Source organism: Allorhodopirellula heiligendammensis, assembly GCF_007860105.1.
Lineage (GTDB): Bacteria > Planctomycetota > Planctomycetia > Pirellulales > Pirellulaceae > Rhodopirellula > Rhodopirellula heiligendammensis.
In genome coordinates, this window is the sequence record NZ_SJPU01000003.1 from 496,274 (window position 1) to 516,719 (window position 20,446).

Annotated in this window: 14 protein-coding genes; 9 read left to right on the forward strand and 5 right to left on the reverse strand. The window is 56.4% G+C overall.

The features are described 5' to 3' along the window. The first annotated feature begins 9 nt into the window (after positions 1–9). Positions 10–2,559, forward strand: a complete 2,550-nt coding sequence (locus tag Poly21_RS21850) for a right-handed parallel beta-helix repeat-containing protein (protein WP_146409169.1) — start codon at positions 10–12, stop codon at positions 2,557–2,559. 186 nt (positions 2,560–2,745) lie between these two features. Then, on the forward strand, positions 2,746–4,152 hold the full coding sequence (locus tag Poly21_RS21855) for a TlpA family protein disulfide reductase (RefSeq protein WP_146409170.1): 1,407 nt from the start codon (positions 2,746–2,748) through the stop codon (positions 4,150–4,152). 120 nt (positions 4,153–4,272) lie between these two features. On the opposite strand, the gene Poly21_RS21860 is transcribed toward Poly21_RS21855, so the two are convergent. Continuing rightward, a complete protein-coding gene (locus tag Poly21_RS21860) occupies positions 4,273–5,166 on the reverse strand; it encodes a hypothetical protein (RefSeq protein ID WP_146409171.1) in 894 nt (297 codons plus the stop codon). 85 nt (positions 5,167–5,251) lie between these two features. Here Poly21_RS21860 and Poly21_RS21865 point away from each other — a divergent pair, with 85 nt between their 5' ends. The 3 genes from Poly21_RS21865 to queC are packed head-to-tail and all read left to right on the forward strand — an operon-like array spanning position 5,252 to position 7,258. Then, a complete protein-coding gene (locus tag Poly21_RS21865; protein WP_146409172.1) occupies positions 5,252–5,488 on the forward strand; it encodes a hypothetical protein in 237 nt (78 codons plus the stop codon). 53 nt (positions 5,489–5,541) lie between these two features. Beyond that, complete coding sequence (locus Poly21_RS21870) at positions 5,542–6,513, forward strand: 3'-5' exoribonuclease YhaM family protein (RefSeq protein WP_146409173.1); 972 nt, start codon at positions 5,542–5,544, stop codon at positions 6,511–6,513. Then, positions 6,503–7,258 (forward strand): 7-cyano-7-deazaguanine synthase QueC, encoded by a 756-nt coding sequence (gene queC, locus Poly21_RS21875; RefSeq protein WP_146409174.1) that lies wholly within the window; start codon positions 6,503–6,505, stop codon positions 7,256–7,258. Before Poly21_RS21870 ends, queC begins: the two co-directional genes overlap by 11 nt. A 238-nt stretch (positions 7,259–7,496) precedes the next feature. On the opposite strand, the gene Poly21_RS21880 is transcribed toward queC, so the two are convergent. Both Poly21_RS21880 and Poly21_RS21885 read right to left on the reverse strand, forming a co-directional pair. Further along, entirely contained in the window at positions 7,497–10,523 is a 3,027-nt protein-coding gene (locus tag Poly21_RS21880; RefSeq protein ID WP_146409175.1) for a PVC-type heme-binding CxxCH protein, read from the reverse strand. Further along, positions 10,520–12,004, reverse strand: a complete 1,485-nt coding sequence (locus tag Poly21_RS21885; protein ID WP_302120114.1) for a hypothetical protein — start codon at positions 12,002–12,004, stop codon at positions 10,520–10,522. Before Poly21_RS21885 ends, Poly21_RS21880 begins: the two co-directional genes overlap by 4 nt. Before the next feature lie 310 nt (positions 12,005–12,314). Here Poly21_RS21885 and Poly21_RS21890 point away from each other — a divergent pair, with 310 nt between their 5' ends. From Poly21_RS21890 to Poly21_RS21905, 4 genes are all read left to right on the forward strand, one after another. Continuing rightward, positions 12,315–13,499, forward strand: coding sequence for an esterase-like activity of phytase family protein (locus tag Poly21_RS21890; protein ID WP_302120116.1), 1,185 nt, complete (start codon positions 12,315–12,317; stop codon positions 13,497–13,499). 159 nt (positions 13,500–13,658) lie between these two features. Further along, positions 13,659–14,057, forward strand: coding sequence for a GntR family transcriptional regulator (locus Poly21_RS21895; RefSeq protein WP_146409177.1), 399 nt, complete (start codon positions 13,659–13,661; stop codon positions 14,055–14,057). Between the two features lie 4 nt (positions 14,058–14,061). Next, a complete protein-coding gene (locus tag Poly21_RS21900; RefSeq protein WP_146409178.1) occupies positions 14,062–14,934 on the forward strand; it encodes an ABC transporter ATP-binding protein in 873 nt (290 codons plus the stop codon). Then, complete coding sequence (locus tag Poly21_RS21905; RefSeq protein WP_146409179.1) at positions 14,924–17,185, forward strand: leucine-rich repeat domain-containing protein; 2,262 nt, start codon at positions 14,924–14,926, stop codon at positions 17,183–17,185. Before Poly21_RS21900 ends, Poly21_RS21905 begins: the two co-directional genes overlap by 11 nt. An 82-nt stretch (positions 17,186–17,267) precedes the next feature. On the opposite strand, the gene holA is transcribed toward Poly21_RS21905, so the two are convergent. Continuing rightward, positions 17,268–18,317 (reverse strand): DNA polymerase III subunit delta, encoded by a 1,050-nt coding sequence (gene holA / locus Poly21_RS21910; protein ID WP_146409180.1) that lies wholly within the window; start codon positions 18,315–18,317, stop codon positions 17,268–17,270. 5 nt (positions 18,318–18,322) lie between these two features. Beyond that, positions 18,323–20,401: a hypothetical protein gene (locus Poly21_RS21915; protein WP_146409181.1), complete on the reverse strand. Its 2,079-nt coding sequence runs from the start codon at positions 20,399–20,401 to the stop codon at positions 18,323–18,325. Between the last annotated feature and the right edge of the window lie 45 nt (positions 20,402–20,446).

Below are 20,446 nucleotides of genomic sequence, written 5' to 3' on the forward strand. Positions count from 1 at the left end.
CAGTTTCAAATGACGTTTCAATTTAGCAAGCGCGTTCGGAAAGCATCTCAGCGTTCCCGTCGCCGGTTGATGGTCGCGGAGGCCCTGGAATCTCGGGCGATGCTGACCACGTTCTATGTTTCCGGATACACCGGTGCGCCTGCGCCGGGCGACGGTTCGATCGACTCACCCTTTGCCACCATTAGCGAAGGTGTTGCAGCGGCGATGCAGAACTCCGAAGCGGATGAAATCATTGTTGCCCCGCGTGTGACAGGTGCGCCGTACGATGAAACCGTGACGTTCTTAGACAAGGGCAATGACCGTTCGGCGATCACGATCCGAGGTGCCACGGGTGATCGAGAGGACGTGCGACTGACGGCGGGAAATGGGGCGGGGATACTCGCAGATGCAGCCATCGAACTGACGATCAAAGACCTCAGCGTTGACAATCCGAACAGCGCAGGCATCCGCGTCATTGACGGGGATGTCACCGTAGAAAATGTGCGGGTGACTGGTTCGGTTTGGAACAGTGGAATCGTTCATCAACAAGGCGACCTGACGGTACGCGACAGTCTGCTCGAGGACAACTACCAAGGGCTATGGTCTGCCGAACTGAGAGACTCCAGTGGAGCGGTGATTGGCTACCCGGGTAACCTCACCGTGGAGAATACCGTTTCTCGCAACAATAATGCGCAAGGCATCTATATGCGCAACTCGACGGGCAACGTGCTCCTGCGTGACATCGATGCATCCAGCAATGTCATGAATGGAATTGTCGTCACTAACAATCCGTCGGTCACGATCGAAGGTGGTACGTTTCAAGATAACGGACGATCGGGGGCCGCTGTCATTGAAAGTACTGGAGTTGCTATTTCCGGAGCTCAGTTTACAAACAATCTGGATTCAGGCCTGTGGGTAAGTAGGAGTGACTCTCTCAGCATTGAGACAAGCCAACTGATTGGAAACAGTGTTGTCGGCACTTGGTTCATCGACTCGCCCGCGCCCACCATTTCGGAGGTTTTAGTCACCGGGAACGCTGAAGGCGGGATTCGTATCGACGGGGCTGACGGCGTTGCGATTAACGAAGCGACAGTGACCGGGAATGGAAGTATCGTATCGACGACCAATGTCGGTGGTGGAGGCATTCACATCACACCGGCGACTGCGGCGGCAATCGTGATTTCGAATTCACGAGTCAGCGACAATGAGACGCGTGGCAACGGCGGGGGGATCGAGGTTTGGGCATACAACTATCCGTTTAATCGGGAGTTTCTCTCAAACGTGACGATTTCGAACACAGTGGTCACTGGAAATCAGATCGCGCCAGATGTCAATCGACATGGCGGCGGAATTGCCTTGTTCGGGCCCATCAGAACCACGATTGACGAGGTGATGATTAGTGGCAACACGGCTCGAGGTACCGCTGGACTGCATGCGTTCAGTGGATACGCATCGCTGGAAGGTCCCTTGAGCCTAGCCGTTACGGACTCAACGATCGCGGACAACGTTGCGCTTCGCGAGGGGCCTGGGATTGGTGCGGGATCTGCAGGCCTATTTCATGGTAACGGCGAATTTCATATCTCGGGGACGACGATCACTGGCAATGATGGAGGGAACGCCGGTGGAGTCTATCTGCAAGCCTCGTTTGGCGAAATTAGCAACACGACGATCTCTGGCAACAATGGCGTTTTGACCGGTGGGCTTGTCTCAACCGGCGGACCAGACGTGACGACGCTTCTACACGTCACCATCGTCGACAACTACGGCGCAAATAGTGGAGGGATCACGTCAACGACCCGACAAATGCAGATCGGTAATTCGGTGATTGCCAACAACACGTCGGGTGATCCGATCGGGAGCCCCAATACAGCTCCATCTCGGAACATGGCAGGCGTGCTTACGTCGCTCAATGGCAATTTCTTCGCCGAGGCGTGGCAGGTGAATGTGGTTGGCGGTGGCCAAGACCAGATTGGAACCTTAACGGCGCCACTGGATCCAATGCTCGGACCTCTGCAAGCGAACGGTGGCTCCACGTTGACACATGCGCCCCTACCCGGCAGCCCGTTGGTGGATGCCGGTAATGATTCGATCAGCGACTCCTTGCACATCGATCAACGCGGCGCTGCACGTCGTCAAGGCGATGCAGTAGACGTTGGAGCAGTTGAACAATCCATCTATGTCGCCGACGTTGAGGGACCGCAGAAGCGAATTAATCTTAACGCTTGGGATAAAGGCAATAAGACAGTGACGTTGGTGGTGCACTCAACCGATGAGCTCGATGCCGGTCTCGTTGATGTGACAACGATCTCATGGGCTTCAGCAGCGGTTCACAAGAGCAGCTTCCGAGATGTTGATGGCGATGGTGATCTCGATCTTGTTCTCGAGTTTAAACTGAGCGAGACCGATTTGGTCGACCGCTACCGAGACGCGATGGCAGTTGATCCATCAGAAAACGATCAGACCGTCGCTGTACCGTTGACCGGCAGGGCGAGTGATGGGTTGCGCATCACCGGAAGTGCCGATGTCGATTTGCGGATGACGGGCAAAGCGCTGCGTGACGTATTGGATTCGATCTCGTAAGGTGAGTTCTGCGGTTCCGGATGTGCATGCGGTCGGGCAGGAATGACCCGACCGCATGCGTCTTGGGGGTCGAGCACGCAAGCATCTGAGAATTTAATTCGCCGGCTGGCCGCGAGGATGACATTGTTTCGTTAGAATAAGGTCAGTGTCTCATTCCACGAAGTCTCGCATGAAGGACAACCAACCATGAGTCAGATTTGTTTCGTCAAGGGTTCCCTTGCCATAATCGTCGCATTGCTCGCCGGGACGGGCGTGGCGAATCGCTCGGTCGCCGCTGAGCAGGTCGAGGTACAGGAAAAATTCCTCGGCAGTGGTGTGACGCAAAAGGTGGGCGGGTACCGGCCGATCAGTGCCAAGCTGAGTGACGAGGCGGAAGGCATCGAGCAGCAGCCCGAGGAACTGGTCAACCCACGATATGGGAAGTTGAAATTCGGCGACAAGGAATACTCGATTCTTCTCGACGAACCCCAGCCTCCTGCGACCGACGACGCAGATGACGAAGGTGAGGCTGAGGGTGCTGAGCCCGGCGCCGAGGACGTTAAGGGCGATGCTGCTGAAACGTCAGCTGCCGGGAAGGATGCCGATCCCGACCAGCAAGCGGAGTCTGGCACGCCGGTGGAACCACGGCTATTTGTCGACGCGAATGCTGATGGCGACCTTACCAATGATCCGGCAATCGACTGGAAAGCTACTCCCAGTGGCCCCTACAAACTCTACCGCGGTTCGGCTGAGATCGACTTGGGCGACGGACGGATGGCGGCAGTGGATCTCTATCGCTTCGACCCCACCGACCCACGACGGAAGAGTTTAGCCGATATCGTTTTCTACTACGGCGACTTTGGTTATGAGTTTGAGTTTCAACTTGACGACAAACCCTTCTCGACCTTTGTTGCCGGTGCACTCAGTGACAACGCTCGGTTGCCAATCGATCGAGATGACAATGGCAAGATTAGCCGAAATTTTGAAACAGTGCAGATTGGCCAACCGTTCAATTTCACCGGCACATCGTACGAGTTTAAAGTCGAGGACGGTCAACTGCGCCTGCAAACCAGTGACGAGGAATTGGAACAGTTGCCCATGCCGCCAGACCTTCGTATCGGTCAGCCGGCGCTCGAATTCACCGCCACGACGTTGGATGGCACCGAAGTCAATTTTCCCGGCGACTACGCCGGCAAACTGGTGATGTTGGATTTTTGGGCGACATGGTGTGGCCCCTGCATCGGCGAGATCCCTAACATGAAGACCGCCTACGCCGACTGGCATGACAAGGGGTTCGAAATCTTGGGGATCAGTTTCGATCAGCCTAACAAAGAGGATGTTCTCAAGGAGTTTTTGGAAGAACGCGAGTTGCCGTGGGCCCAGGTTTACGAGGGCAAGGGCTGGGACACCTCAATCGGGAACCAGCACGATGTCAGCGGCATTCCCTTTGTATTACTCGTCGACGGTGACACCGGTAAAATTATGGCGACTGCCAGGGAGCTTCGCGGGCCCGGCCTGAGCAAGTTCATTGGTGAGGCGCTCGGCGAAGAAGTCCAGGAGGACAAGGACGACGAGGAAACCGCTGAGGACGAACCCGCAGAGGATGACGAGTAACCAGTGTCTGACGCTCCCCCCCGCTCCGGAATCGGTGCGGGGAGGGACGCGTGGGTGAGGTCGAGTCGTTGCATATTTGCTCCGCCATTGACAATGGCGTCCAGCTAGGGGCAGTGCCACTTAGCCTTCGACTTTCACGCCCATGAACGCTTTACCAAGTCCGAGTGTTTTGATCTCCGCTTCGATTTTGGTCGCTTCAGGGATCTCCAACGTTTGGGCAACTTCGTCAGCAACGTGCTGGGCAAAGCGAATTCTCGCCAGTTCCAGCTGTGATTGCACCTCCGACGGCTCGATGTTTCGACCGGCGACTGGCGTCAGTCGAGACGTCCAAGCTTTCGGGCTGTCCTTGGGATGCGCCATCGCAATTCGGAGTATATCGTGAACGTAGTCACCGCGGGGCCCTTGTGTCTCAGTAGAATCCGTCGCCCCGGCGGCTTCATAACGGCGTGTGTGCTGGTACCTCTCTAGAGAGCGCCAACTGCGTTGGAGAATGCCGTCACGCCAATAGCCAAGCCACTGGGGTGACTCTAATTTTGCGATTTCGAGCTTCGGCGGGGTGGGCACGCCAGCACTCTCGGTGCTGGCCAGTTTGTCCTTGTCAATTTTTTGGACCGCTTCGTCGTACCGAGCTTTGGCGGCCGAGCGAATCCCACGGACGAGGAAGTCACGGAGTCGGCCGCGATCGTGGCCGTTGAACCCAGCCCTGACCAAATGTGTTACCAAAATGGCGAGGGCGCGATCGGCCTCGGCGTCGTTTCCGACGACATCGATCATCAGTCGCCGCATCGGGACGAGGTACCGCAGGACATATCCGGCGGCGCTTCCCGCACCGGTCCAAGTTTGCTGCGATCGACTCAGATGGACGCTGCTAGAGATCTTGATCCACTGGCTTTTGGCGAGCGAATTTTCCGATGAACCAGCCGAGCCACGTGAGCTCAGACCGCCCGCGGTGGAGCCGCCCGTGTTGGACGCGGTATCGGAATTTTCGACAGAGGAGGCTGACGCTTCGTTCATATGCGTATTCTAACCCCCGGTAGGTGGCTTTGTGGCTGCCCCGAGTACCTACCTCGGATTTTTACACAGTTATTCTGCAAAAAATATGCCGTTAACAACGCATGGATTGATCACGCCAACTTCGCGGGACCTCGTTTCGCAGCATTGCCAGCAGGCGATGGAGTTTTGTGTTGATACCCGAATCCAGCCTCTCGTGAATGTCACGACAACGCTCGCCGATGGACAACCCACAGCAGCAGACCAAGTCGCACCCGCATGGGGATTCGCAACCGCCCGCGGAGTCGAGCTTGCTACCTTCACCGCATCGCTGGTTCCCTGGTAGGCTCTTGGCCAGCGGCGTCTCCTTCCGTCCTCCCTTCAGCCCCTCTGATTCCTTTGCGTATCCCCATCAACGAACTCGCTGACTCGATGACGCTGACCCAAGCGTTTCAGGCCGCCGACAAGCAGCTGCGAGTCAATCGCCAAGGCGGCAAATACATCCTGTTAAAACTATCCGATCGTAGCGGCACGATTGCCGGGATGATGTGGAATGCAGACGAAGCGGTGTTTGATCAGTTCGACCGCGGCGACTACATCTTCTGCCATGGTCGCACCCAGATTCATAATGGGGCACTCCAGGTAATCGTGACGCAGATCGAACGCATGGACGCACATGAGGTCGCCGTAGATGATTTCGAACGCTTTGATGCCCGGCGAGCCGACGAGCATCTCACGCGGGTGCGTGAGTTGCTCGCGACGTTGTCTCAGCCGTTCCTATCCCGGCTGGCGAATTGCTACCTCGACGATGTCGGTTTCATTGATCGATTTCGTGTTTCGGCTGCCGCGGTTTCCAATCATCACGCCTATCCCGGCGGATTGTTGCACCACACGCTCAATATGATGGAATTGGCTCGACTGATCGGACCCCGGTATCCCGAAATCGACACCGAAATGTTGATGATGGGCGCGTTCTTGCACGATCTGGGGAAGATCGACGAGTTGAAGTCCGGTGGTGAGATCAGCTATACCGACCGAGGGCAATTGCTTGGTCACATCGTGATTGGCATCCAGCAATTGGATGGAAAAATCCGGCAAGTCGAGCAGGAGAGTGGTGAGAGTTTTCCGATCGTGCTGCGGCAGCATCTGGAGCATCTCGTGGTCAGCCATCACGGCAGCCAGGAGTATGGCAGCCCAAAAATCCCGGTCACGCTTGAGGCGGTCGCTCTACATCACATCGACAACCTCGACGCGAAACTCGCGACGTTCACGTCTGTCATCGAGCAAGACGTTGCTGCCGACGGAAACTGGACCAACTATACACCCTTGATTGGACGCAAACTTTGGAAAGGCTCTCATCATGTTGGATGATACGCAAGCAAATCCTGACCCCGACTCAGCCGCCGTTGTCTTGCTCTCTGGCGGACTGGACAGCTCTACCTGCCTAGCGATTGCCCTTGAGCGCGGGTTTCAAGTACACGCGATCAGTTTTCGTTACGGTCAGCGAAACGTGAGCGAACTTGAGCGCGCCTCGACATTGGCTTCGTCCATGGGAGCGGTATCGCACCGCATCATCGACATTGATCTGGCTCAGCTCGGTGGCTCCGCCCTCGTCGATACGAGCATTGCCGTTCCTAAGTCTGACCGCGTTGAGGATATCGCCGCCGATATCCCCGTAACGTACGTACCGGCGCGCAACACGATTTTTCTGTCCTACGCGTTGGCGGTCGCCGAGACATGTCAGTCCACGGATATCTTTATCGGTGTCAATGCACTCGATTACAGCGGGTACCCGGACTGCCGACCATCGTTCATTGCCGCCTTTGAGGTGATGGCGAGGTTAGCCACGAAGGCAGGAGTAGGCGCCGAGAGCGGTGCTGCAGAATCCCACGGAGGCTCGAGAAAACTACGCATTCACACGCCACTGATCGACCTGACGAAGGCACAGATCATCGCCGAGGGATTGCGTCTGGGCGTCGACTACTCACACACACTTTCGTGCTACGATCCTGTGCAATCCAATAACAGCGATGGTCAGCCCTGCGGTCACTGTGACGCGTGTCTGCTACGCGCCAAAGGTTTTGCAGCAAACGGCATCAGCGACCCCGCGATTTAATCTCGGCTCCAACGTTGGCGGATCACTCCCATTTCCGGATGCTCCGCATATCTGGGCGGCATGTGGTGGCATCGACGCTGTCGACGCCAAGGTGATCCGTGTGACGTCAGGTACCGGGCGGTACCGCTAGGCTGGCCGCTTGAGCATCTCGACTCACGCCCTCAACACGCGAACGTCGGTAGATTGAGCGCTGCGAATACCTTTGGATCGCCCCGAGTTTATGCGCGGGCAATGGAAGCTACTCGGTCAATTCATTCGCTGTCGCTGATGCGACGTAGCGCCATCGTTTCAGGTAGCCGAGAAGATTGCCCATCTGGTCGACGCTAAGAACTCGCTGAAGCCCACTGGGCATGAGTGAAATCTCCGACGGTTGAAAGATCTCAATGTCGTCCCGATCAATCCGTCGCGTGTGCCCGCCCGCCAACTGCAGGGTGACAGCATCTCTTGACTCACCAGCGAGCAGTCCAGTGATGGTTTCACCGTCAACGGTTAGCACAAGGTAGGTCACATAGGATGCGTCAATGCCGGCGTTGGGATCCAAGATCGCCGTAAGCAATGCCGCGGGCGTTTTCGTTCGGCTATCGCTGATGTCTGGGCCAACGGTGTGTCCGACACCGTCGATCCGGTGGCAACTTGCGCAGTGCTCGGCGAATAATGCCTTGCCCGAAACAACGTCGGCAGTCGCAACCTGCTGTAATGCAGGTGCGTACTCCTGCATCGCCGCTGCCACGTCTCCCGCCGGAGCAAATATCCGCTTTCCGAGTGCAGAAATTTCGGAGTTGCCGTGATTCCGAAACCAATCCATCGCAGCTGGATCGACAAAGGTTCGAGGAAGCTCTTCTGTTTCGATCTTGGTGAGCAACCACATCGCTGTAACAATTTGCTGTTGAGCGGCAGAGACGATGGCCGTTCGATCGGCAGGCGGAATCTCGTTGGCGTGGTCGGTAATGTAATGCTCGCACCAATCCGTATCGAGCTGCATCAGGATACGGTAGGCGGCAGCTCGTAGCTGGGGAGGAGTGGCGGGCTGTACCAAATGTCGAATTTCGGTGGGCAGTGGAGTCAGGGTCCGGCACCACGCGATGGCATCAAGACGCGCTGCTAAAGAATACGATTCACCGACCGCGAGCGAAACCGCTACTGGATCGATCGCATCAAGCTGCGCCCGCGATTGTCGCAGACGATCCGCTGTCCACGGATCGGGGCCCGTCTTCCTTAACTTCTTCGAGGCGGCTCCGGTTTTCCATGCGGTCGCAAGACGCATCGCCACTTCGGCATCGGAACTCTGCTCGATGATACGATCTCGCACGTTGATCCAATTAGCCAGTAATGTCGCGCTACGCGATGGTGCCCATGTTGCGGCGCGCAGCATCCACCCCTCCCTGACCGCAACGGGTACATCGGACGTCTCGGTGAGGCTGGCGCGGAGTAGATTGAATGAATCAGGCGGCGACAGGGAGACCAGCAGCTTCTGCATGCGAGGCAGATTTCCATCTCGCGCGGCCAACTTGATCATCGCTGCGATATCGACATCACTTGCGTCGGTATCGCTACTCCGAACGGCAATGGATTGCAGCGCGGATTGTCGCACCTGTGGTGAAGAATCAGCTAACGCTGGTGTCAATTGACGGACGCTCTGTCGTGGTGGGCCAGCAGGACGATTGTGCTCTCGTGTTCCGGCGGCGAGCTCACGGACTCGCGCATGACTGTGCGCACGCAGGAGATCAAGTTGATTTGATGTGAGTCTGCCCCATCGATTGAGTATCAGGGCAATCCGTGCCACGCCGGCGGGCGGGGTTGAGTGATCAATCAATTTTACCGCGAGGGCCTCAAGTACATCCTCGGGGGGCAAGGAAAGCGGCGTGTAGTTCGCGTACCAATACGACGACGCCAGCATCCGTGTCAGCGGATCATCTGCAATGATTGCCGCGAGGGCCGCGCCGTCGCTGTCAACTGAGGTGATCGGTGGGGCCGTTTCGCCCTCATGAATCAACCAAATCCGCCCCAGGTCGTTGCCGTACCAAGTGTCAAGCCGATTCTTGAGCTCGGGAGGCGCCCAATGCGGATGCTCGATGACCGCCCGAGACATGTCAACGACTAGCGCAGCACCATTGAAATCGGGCACCACATCGACAGGCCGAAACCAGTCATCGGCGCAGGCCAACCATTCGGTGGGTTGATCTTCTCGCTCGCTACGCCAGCTCCCGTCGGCCTGGTGCAGAAGTTGTCGCTGCACTAATGATCCGGTCGGTTCGCAAACCAGTAACCATTCCCCGTCCGAATCGGCCATCCAACCTGGCGCGCAAACGCCGCAGGCGGCGCTGAATTGCCCAGCATGGAGGTTGCTGGTCGTCCACGCATCGCTGATCGGAGAAACTGACGACTCGAAGCCAGCGAGACCGACATCGGCGATCCCATCGGCCGCATTCAGGAAAGGGACTCGATCGATTAAGTCGGCCGAAATGGTTGATTCGATTGCTGGATTGCGATTGCTGCAACCGATGCGACGGTTGAAATCGTCGATGGTCAGTCCGAATTGGCTTTTACCGGATACGACGCCCCAATCGTCGCCGTGCGGATCGAAGTAAAAATCGCGATTCTGCAAACTGACCGGGGTCGACCTCGCATCGAAACGATCCGCGATCGCTGTGATCTGACCACCGCGAAGTCCACCGGCGACATAGACCAAGCCATCGGAGCCGAGGGTTGGATGGTTGGCACGAAGTTGTTCATTGTCGATTGTAAACCCTGAAAACCAAACGTTCTGCTCGTCAGATCGGCCATCACCATCGGTATCCCTGAGAAATAGGATTTCACCAGCCGTCGTGACGATTGCCCCATCACGCCAGGGAAGGACTCCAGTGGCAAAATTGAGTCCATCTGCGAAGGTCTTCATGTTTTGAAATCGACCGCTGCTATCCCGGTTGCTGAGGACTCGAATGCGACCATGCAACTCCGTTTGATCCGGCCGCGGATGGGGATAGTCCGGCATCTCTACCACCCATAGTTTTCCATCACTGCCCCACGCCGCCGAAACGGGATCGACGACATCTGGTTCGGCAGCAGCGAGGCTGATGGTCTTTCCGGTTCGCACACGAAACTGGCGTAAGGTGGCCAGGGTTGTGTGGTCGCCCGGCGACGTCGTGGATTGGCGGGGAAGCTCTTGCCCTATTCCCAGCGATGCTGTCCCCAACGATGAAAGCAGGACGGACAGCGTGCCACCGGCGACAACCAAGAGAGCGGAAAGAAATCGTTTGAACTTCATGGCGACTGGATTTGTTTGGAGAGCGACAGCAATACGTCTGAGATCTTTTCTGAGGCATCCAACTGAACGCGATTGGTTCCCATCCAGGTCTCGTAGCCGCCGAGCTTGTGCTGGGCGGGCGTGGGCAAGTACCCGTAGCTACCGTTGGCAAGTTCGATCGTAAACGAGTCGTCGAACGGGCTTCGCTTTTTGAGGTCCAGCCCTGTTTCGGCGAATACTTCAAAGGGAATCGACATCACACCGAGATCGCCAATGCGAAATGCTTGTAGTAGAATGGATACTTCGTCAGGCCCTTCCTGTAAACGCGATACACGACTGGCATAGATCTTGGCGAAACGATGGGTGCTCGCTGAGTCACCTTCGGCGCCGGCAAGACTGGCAAAGTAACGTAGCATTTCCGGATCAGGTTTCCGCATCGCCAACTTTAGCTCCGCGTTCGCGGCGGCTAGCGAAATTTGATTGTGGTATGCGACCGATCGGGATGCCGAAGCGACTTCCTCAGCGACGAGTTTCGATACCTCGTCGATCCGCTCGTAGGCTTTCTTCGGCGGCAGATTTTTCTCGCGAAAAGGAATATTGTTGATGTCGCCACTGGTTCCATTGGTCATGATGCCAACAAAATCCGAATCGGCGTCGGCGACGCCGAGTAGCCCGCCAATGCGTTCGGAAAACGCCGCAAAATAGTCCGCGGAAATGTCGCCAGTCGGCACCCCACCCACGTAATGCAGCGAGTAATTCGCAAGTAATGCCAGAGGCTGGCCGTCGCGAGTCTGCACACTGATGAAGGACACTTCAGGATCCGTTGGCCCCGCCGGTTTCACAAGCGCGTCATTGCCACGTGGCGGATTCATGCGGACCTGGTCGACGCCACCAAATGGATTGGAGAGCAACTTCTCGTCATCCACGTACCACCGCCGATTGTGCACTTCTGAGGGTACTGCCGCGCTACCCCAACCAATTTGAGCCGGCTGCAAACGCTGCTCTGCTGTGGCCACAGCGTCGGCAATCCGCCGTGCTACGAGCTGTTGGTAGGCGCTGAGGATCTGCGCGCCATCAACCATTCGAAAATCTCGCGCCGACACGCCGCTGTGCGTGTGTGTGGCAGACATGAGAACGTTTTTTGCATCGACATCAGTCTCTGCATCAATCAGCTTGCGCGCCGCATCGAATACTTCGCGTGGAATACCGACATTATCACAGATTGCGAATGCGATTCGCGTGTGGCCATCGTCCAGTAATAAACAGCGAACATACAGTTCGTCATGAATATTCGTCGCGGGCGGGGAATCCCAATTGCCGACGATTGGCATCCCCAAAGGAGTTTTTATCTCCACCTTGGCTGCCCCGGCACGAAATGCGGCTGAGTCTGCCTCAGCGGCAGGGAGCGGAAAAGACGCCCCACTGCTGACCGCCATGCAGATCGAAACGGCGGCAGCGATCATACAACGGCGTCTCGACTGGGGCTTCGGTTTAGCTCTCATCAGCGAACTCCTTGGTTGCGGTACTCGAATCAAGAATAAAATCGCAGCTCAGTCTACCAGTTCCCGTGCGGGGGATCAGCCAAGTGCGCCGCGATTGCTCCGTCGAGGAAGCGTGAAGCCGTGCACCATCAGAACGCGCCCAAAGACGTGCCACAGCGGAAAGATTCACGCAATCTTAATGACCTGGACTCGAATTCCTCATAATCGTTCCCTAAGCTCTCGCCCAATTTCTATCAACCGAGTTTACCGACAAGGTTTTCAGAAACGATATCACCTTCTCTCTCATCTCCGATTCTGTGCAAAGCCAACCATGCAACGTTTCACGCTTGTCCCCATGATCCTGTGGTGCGTTTTCGGGACGACTCACGGCACGAACGCACAATCGCCCGAGTTGATTGGCGTCGGCGAGTTTCCAGCGACGATGCCAGACCGCTCTGGTCTTACTGGGCACCTTGAAAACGGCGAACCTCACAACCGGATGGGCGGCATTTCGGCGATCGAGTACCTCGGCCACGACGATCAATACTTGGCGATGGCCGATCGCGGTCCCGACGATGGGGCGACGGCTTATCAATGTCGAGTTCACCGGATCAGCATTCACATCGACCCGCTCTCCAAAGAACCCGTCCGGCTACAGCTCCTCGGCTCAGATCGATTGGTTGACTGCAGAGGGTGCTGCTTCGTTGGCGACGCCACCGCGATCACTGAGTCTACAGAGTTCGGCCACCGCCTGGACCCCGAAGGGCTTCGCATGGTAGGGACCGACCAATTCTTGGTGTGTGAAGAGTATGGTCCCAAGATTTTACGCTTCAATCACGAGGGAAAGTCGATCGATTCCATTCCGGTGCCGTCTGCGTTTTGCATCGCAAAGCCGGCTGGTACGAAGAACGAGGAGAATCTCAACAACGAAAGTGGACGCGCCTCGAATAAGGGGCTCGAGGGACTGGCAATTTCTCCCGATGGGAGCACGATTACCTGTGTCATGCAGAACGTGATGTTGCAAGATGGGCAGCGAGACGAAACCGGTGCTCCGCATGGCCAATACTGCCGCATGCTACAAATTGATTTGGAATCTGGCCAAACCAGTCAGTTCGTCTATCGTCTCGATCATCCCGACAATGTTCTCAGCGAAATCCTAGCGATTTCTGCGACCGAGTTCCTGGTCATCGAACGCGATTATAAAGCTGGTGAAGAAGCGGTATGCAAACACATCAAACGCATCGATCTAGCGGGCGCGACCGACATCAGCGGCCTCGATCGACTACCACCATCTGACATGCCCGAAGACATTCATCCGGTCCGCAAAACGACCTATCTCGATATGTTGGACCCGCGCTACGGGATCGGCGGAGTTCGCATGCCTGAAAAGCTGGAAGGGCTCACCTTCGGTCCTGACTTGAGTGATGGTCGAAAAACGTTGCTGATCGCTTCGGACAACGATTTTAATCTCGAGAACGCCTCCTTCATCTACGTGTTTGCCTGCACATTTCAATAGGGCAGCTGAAGGCAGCACGACGATGCACAGGACGCCGTGATGTGCATCTGGTCAGAGTGACCGCTTTGCAGTCGAACATCTGGCGAGCAACCTCGCCGGCGATCCCATGCCGTGTTCGAGGTTGACTTTCAAAGTAGTGTATGCATATAGTGATGCACTATGTCACTGCAGCCTCAGTTGTTCCGCGTAGCCACTTCGTCGGGTGTGCCGATTTTTCGGCAGATCATTGACCAAGTGCACGCTCTGATCGCATGCGGCACGGTGCAGTCGGGAGACATGTTGCCGAGCACTCGTGAATTGTCGCGGGAGCTCGAAGTCAACATGATGACCGTCTCGAAAGCCTACTCGCGGCTGGAGGCTGATGGCGTGGTGGAACGGGTGCGCGGTCGAGGGATGCGCGTCGCGGCGGTGCCCGTTGCCAAATCGGCGACTGAACGCAAGACGGATTTTCTCGCATTGGTCGCTCCAACGCTGCATCGCGCTCGGCAACTCGGGCTCTCCGACGAACAGATCTTGTCCGTTGTCAACAAGGCCATTAAGGAGATGTCGCGTGAATAACGAGATGATTCGAACCACAGGTTTGCGAAAGAGTTTCGGCAGAAGTGAAGTGCTTCGGGGCGTTGATTTGGCGGTTCCTCGCGGAGCCGTCGTGGGTCTGCTTGGGACCAATGGTGCGGGCAAGAGCACACTCATCAAATGTCTGCTGGGGTTACTGAAGATTACCGCAGGGAGTGCTACCGTGCTCGGAGAGGATCCCTGGACTCTGTCTGCTGCGGCAAAAGCCCGGATTGGATATGTGCCGCAAGTTGTCCATCTTTATCCTTGGATGAAGGTCGCGCAGGTGATCCAGTATACAGCCGCGTTTTATCCAAAATGGGATCACGCGTGGTGCGACGAGCTGGTGGATCAGTGGGACCTTGATAGGTCAGCATCTATTCGGACGTTGTCGACCGGGCAGTTACAACGTCTCGGTTTGATCCTCGGCATGGGGCACCGGCCTGATCTCTATGTGCTCGACGAGCCTGCTGCCAGCCTGGACCCGGCCGGTCGCCGTAGCCTGTTGCGGTCACTGTTGGAGGTTTCCGAAGACAGCGAGCACAGTATTCTGTTCTCAACGCACATCACCTCCGATTTGGAACGGATTGCATCGCATGTGGCAATCATGGGTGACGGCGTGATTGACTATTTTGGTGAATTGGATGAACTGAAGGACAGCGTCAAACGCATTCGTGTGCATTCGCCGACTGACCTGCCAGCCGATTTCAGCTTGCCAGGATCGCTGCGGACCGAGGTCATCGGTCAATCGGCGATCGTCGCGGTGGCTGAGATTGATAACGAATTCGTCGACCAAGTCCGCAAACGCTTTCACGCCACGGTCGAGATCGAAGACCTCAATCTGGAGGATATTTTCCTGGAGCTTCACGATGCTCAATAGAACCGGCATGCATCAGTTGTTCGTGATTTCCAAGACTTATCTGATGCGTCCGTTGATGTGGATTGGAATCCTCGTGATGACGGTGGGATTTTTGCCGCTGCTGCCTTCGTCCCGCTCGATACGGCTTCGAGATGCGTATTCGACGCCCTTTGACGCAACCGATCATCATGCGTTTCACGATGCCGAAGCATTCATTGAGTGGTCGGAAGATGGCTCGATCCATCCAGAGATTACGGCGATGGATTTCACACGTATGGAGTCGGTCCTAAGCATGCGAATGATCGACCCAGCGACTGGACTGTCTGAGCTGCGTCCGTTCAGCGAACTGCAGCACGCATTGTCACAGTTTCCCAACTTGACAACGATCAAGTTTGGCATGAATCAGCTGACCCAGGTTAACCCACAGACGTTCACTGCGTTGCCGCTGTTATCAGCCGTGGAGGTGCTCGACATAACGGTGACCAACGAACATATCGCCCTGTTATCGCAGATCGAGTCACTGCAGTGGATCTCCCTTCATACGCTTGATCTACCGGCTTCGCTGCAGCCATTTCGGAACCTAGCAAATCTGAGCGCGGTGTGCGTTGCCCCCGGACCCCTTTCCATGTCCGACACTCCCGCCGCCAGCCCTTATCGCAGAGAGGTGCTCGCCGACCTGAACACATTGCCCGCACTTCGCACGCTGATACTCCATCCTCAATACCTACCCGGCATCGGTTACTTGGCAGGCAGTCAGATGCCCGACCCTGCATGCGATTCAATCTTGAAAGACAATGTCAGCGAAGTTTTTGCAAACAATCGAACATTGCGGCGGCTGTGGATTGGTGCGAATCAAAGTCAGGCTCAGCGTGAGCAGTTGGCCGTGGTGGCTCAGGCGATGTCGCAAACGCGGGTCCGCCCTGCCACCTTTGACAACGCAAAAATCGACAGGCTCAAAGTCGCAGCGGCCATGCTGATGTTCGCCACAATGATATTAACTTTTCAACTGACCAGCCAGTTTTCTGGGCCAGCCGCGCTGCTGATACCCCGATTTGCATCCCGCCATATCGGTCTTTTCTGTGGCGCAGTTACAACCGCAACGTGCGTGTTCGCGTCGACACTGACTCAGCACAATATTAATTTGCTTTCCGGGTTGGCAGCCCTGAGCAGCGGGGTTGCTGCTGTTGTCGTTGCGCATGCGCTGTGGAATGTCGTCGCATTGTCCGGGCGACGCTGGGCGTATTTTCTGCCGGTCATGCTGGTGTTAGGTATCGTCTATCTCCCGATGCTTGGCAGCTATTTTTCAATAGCGTTCGCGGCGGCAGCAGATCGTTTTTTGATTGGTACATACGGCTTGGTGGCTAGCTTAATGCTCGCATTTTCGATCATCATCATGGCTGTTTCGATGATGCTCTTCCGCCATCAACATCGCGATTGGATGGAGCACGCCATTGCTCCGGCGATGACGCTTCGCGAACTCAGCGAACGGATGACCAGTACGGCGTCAAAACGCAAGGAAAGCCGTCGCGAGACGAGGTATTTTGCGAATTGGGACCGCCGTCTCGACGCGGTGTCGATTCAGCTGCGTGACCAAGCTCAATGGGCACTGCCGCGATTATGGCAGCTTGGGCAACCGCCCGCCAAGATCGGTGCCATGATGATTGTGCTGGCATTGTTTACTTGGGCTGGTGCATTTTTTCGTGATCCACCGTCGGCTGGCGTGATGCAGATCACGCTGCACTACTCCCTGCTCATGCTCGTCTTGATGCCGATGATGCTGCTCGCGATGCAGTGCTATGGGAGGCGTGAGACGCTCGCGAGAGATCTTCTGCATCCCGTGGATCGCGAGCAGTGGATACGCGCTGTGTTCACGAGTGTCCTGACACAAATGGGCGTTTTGATGCTCCTCGCGCTCGTCATCGCAAACGTGCAGATATGCGTTCTGTCTGGCGTGCCAGGGATCTCCAGCGTGTTGCGTGGTTGCACCGCAATGGCGGCTCAGACGATACTAGCCACCGGCGTCATTCTGTGGGTGACCGTTCACCGCGGCGTCGCTCAAGTAGCGATCATTGGCTGTATTGGTCTCATTGCATCCGGCCTCGTCTGTCTGATCGTTGTTGATTCAGGCATCGGGCCGTCTGCGGCAGCGATGAATGAGGTGCGTGTAATTCTGCACCACCCCGCCGTTCTGTCGAGTCTATGGGCGGTCGCGGGAGCGACGTTGGTAATCGCCTACAAACAGTGGCAACGAACCGAGTTTGCACAGGTTTGAGATTGCCCGTTGGCCCTCGCGGCAACGGCTCCAAACGAATCGCGTTCAGTGAACGGCTAACCTGTGATTACTGGGAGTCGATTCAGGTTGTCCGGGCGAGCCGGAGGACAAGTTGTTCGAGCATGAAGCGGTCGCGGCCGTCGGCACTGTGCGTACCCTTGAGTCGCAGATCGGCATCGAGTAGCCAGCCGAGGAGTTGCAGGGCGCGGGGCCGGCCCATTGTCTTGAGCTGTTTTTTTGCAGATTGAATCTCACTGGGACGGCGGATTCCGGCACTAGCAAGGATATCCTCAAACTGCCACGGCCGGCCGCTGCGTTCACGCTGCTCGATCAGCGTCGTCGCCATGCCAAGCCGTCGTAGCGACCAGGAAATTTGCGGTAATAAGGCGATGGCTTTCTGCCCACCGCTGAACAAATGATCGAGTTGCCGGAGAGCTTCGGCGGCATCGCCACTGGCGATGGCATCGGTGATCTGCCAGACGGTTTTACCCTGCCATCCTGCCACGATGTCGCGCACCAAGGGTTCATCGATCTTGCCACCGACGTCGACGTAGAGAGCCAGTTTCGCGATTTCAGTATCGAGCATGCCGACTTCTTCGCCGAGTATCTCGACCAGTGCATCGGCAGCGCCCACCGCCAGTTTAACCTGATGGCGGGCCGCCACGTGACCCGTCAAGAACTTGCGACGCGTCGCTGCGGTCACACCTTGTTTGGTATCGGTGGCGTTTCCACAGGCAACGAGCAAATGGGTTTTATCGGCCGCCTTATACAGTCGCGTGTTGCTCGCGAGGGAATCCAGTTCGAGCACAAAGCGGGTGCTCTCACCCGGGGCAGCTACGTACTTTTCGAGTTCCGTGCGGTGCGCGGACACAAATTTGTCGGCTGATCGCACCACGATCGTACGCTTATCACCGGCATCAAAGTCGAACAGGGATGCCGTTGCCAAGTCATCGCGCAGGTCCGACCAACGCGTGGAATCACCATCGAACTGGGTCCAGTCTCCGTCGCCGACAAGCGTCTCGATTGCCCAGCGGCGGAGCGTTGCATCGTTTCCGAAGATGACAGCCAGAGAATCCCCGGCTGTTGTTGGCGTCGCGCCGGCAACGTATTCGAAGGCGTGTTGTTTCGGCATCCGGATTACAGACCGCGCTCTTCAGCAAACGAGTAGATTCGGTATTCATGTTGATCGCGGACTTCGCTTTCGACTCGCAGTCCACCGTTTTCGTCAAACATCAAGACCAAGCCTGGTTCTGTCAACTCCTCATTTTCCTCGACGACATTGAGGGGGCGGCCACCATCGATATCAATGATTGTGGTTCCTGAGAGCACCTCGGCATCCTCGACCTTCTTAATCTCCAGCTTGATGGGGTCGATCAGATCGGCAACGCCTTTGTAGCTCATCGTCGAGCCTTCGGTCAGGTCCTTCAACCATATCGGCATCGGTGAGGCGTATTGCACGTTGTGATTTTCGTTAACCATATTGGCCTTCGGCGGCGACTTGTAGTAGTCGACTGTCTTGCCGGCCAATTGAAATTCGCGTGGTTTGCTTCCTTTGACTTCGCCCGCGAAGACTTTGTTCAACCCGGGCAACGATGCTGGCGGGCTCGGTTCACTCCATTCACTCCAAAGTTGAAACTGACGCTTGTCGTTCTTCTCTGCATTCGCCATCAAGCCTTGGACCCGAGCGTAGACGTCTGTGGACAGCGTCGAACTCTTGGGTTGGTGACCGGGGTTTGCCGGGAAGTTTGGATCTTGAACAGCATAGCGGAGCCGATAGACGTATTGGCGTCCTGGCATCGGGCTGATCTTTGACCCACCGCGAGCGAAATCGAAAAACCGCATGATTTTGTATTCCACAGGGTTTTTGTCGATGGTGGTCAGTCCGTAGGCAACACCCATGCCCATCTGCATCCCCATGTCGGAATCCATGCCCATGGCGCCATAACCCATCGACTCGTACATGCCCATATCACCGCCCATTCCGCCCATGCCTCCGGCTAGGTTACCTGGGTTGGCCAGTTCCATGTCTTCAGCGCTAAGTTCGTTTGCACTGACTTGTTCCTCAGCAAATCGCTTTCGATCGATCTCATCGCGGGTCACCATTGGAATGAGCGGGTGCAGCGCCAGTTCGGAATAGTTGCTCAATAGGATCGGCGGGATGTACCCAGTGACATTTAAATCTCGATAATCCAGCGGCACGAGTTCGGGGGCATACCCAGCCCACACAAAGGCCGCCCGCTTGAGGTCGCTCTCGCGGTCTCCGACCTTGATCCAATCTTCGTCCACCAAGTCAGCAACCGCTTTGTTGGTGACATCGGCGCGTTGAATTTCGTAATTGAAATACAGCGGTTGATCACGCTGCGGTTCGTATCCCTCCGAGGCAGCCAAGGCGGCTTGATAGGATTCGGCGATTTCCTTGTGCGGGATGACGGCGGTGCCGGCGATGAACCAAGCACTCTGTGGTACTGATTTTTTGGACCCGGTACTCTGAGACATGGATGCCGATGCGGAGTACCCGAAGTTATAGGCAGGGTCGAGGGTTCGACCGGCACCAGCCATCTGGGAGCCGCCCATCATTCCGCCTTCCATACCCATCATGCCACTGTCCATGCCCATCATCCCGCTATCCATGCCCATCATCCCGCTATCCATGCCCATCATCCCACTATCCATGCCCATCATCCCACCCTCATCCATACCCATCATGTTGCGATTTCGTCGACTTCGAGGGGGAGGGCGTCGAACAGCTTTCTTCTCGATTTTCTCCAGCTTTTCGGCCGGCTCGAGTGTGCTCGCGCGATAGTTGCCGCTGGAGGACAACACCGCATAGGACTCAATATGTCCACTGGTGATCAACGCGCGAGGCGCCAGCAAGACGGGGTCTTTACGGCGGATGGAATCGCTGATGTTCTGAGGGACCCACAGATGCGGAGGAACATATTCTTCAAATGGAATCGGTTCGTTTTTCCGCTTCAGTTCGGCGGCGATGTCGAAGGTCGGTCGTCGCAGCGGCAGAATCTCTTCGGAGTGATCCTCGTCGATGCTCGCCCGTACCTGCTGGGCTTCGCTCGCCAGTGCGTCAGGATTTTTCTCGTCGCGCAGGTCAGGTAAATTTAAGCCGCTGTAGACCATCCATCCCGATGCGGCGATGACGACGCAAACGACCATTTTTTCGGCGTGATGGGCGAAAAAGTCTTTGATCTTATCGGAGTCCATGAGAATTTCCGTGGAACGAACGCGAGAGAAGAGATGAGAAAAGGG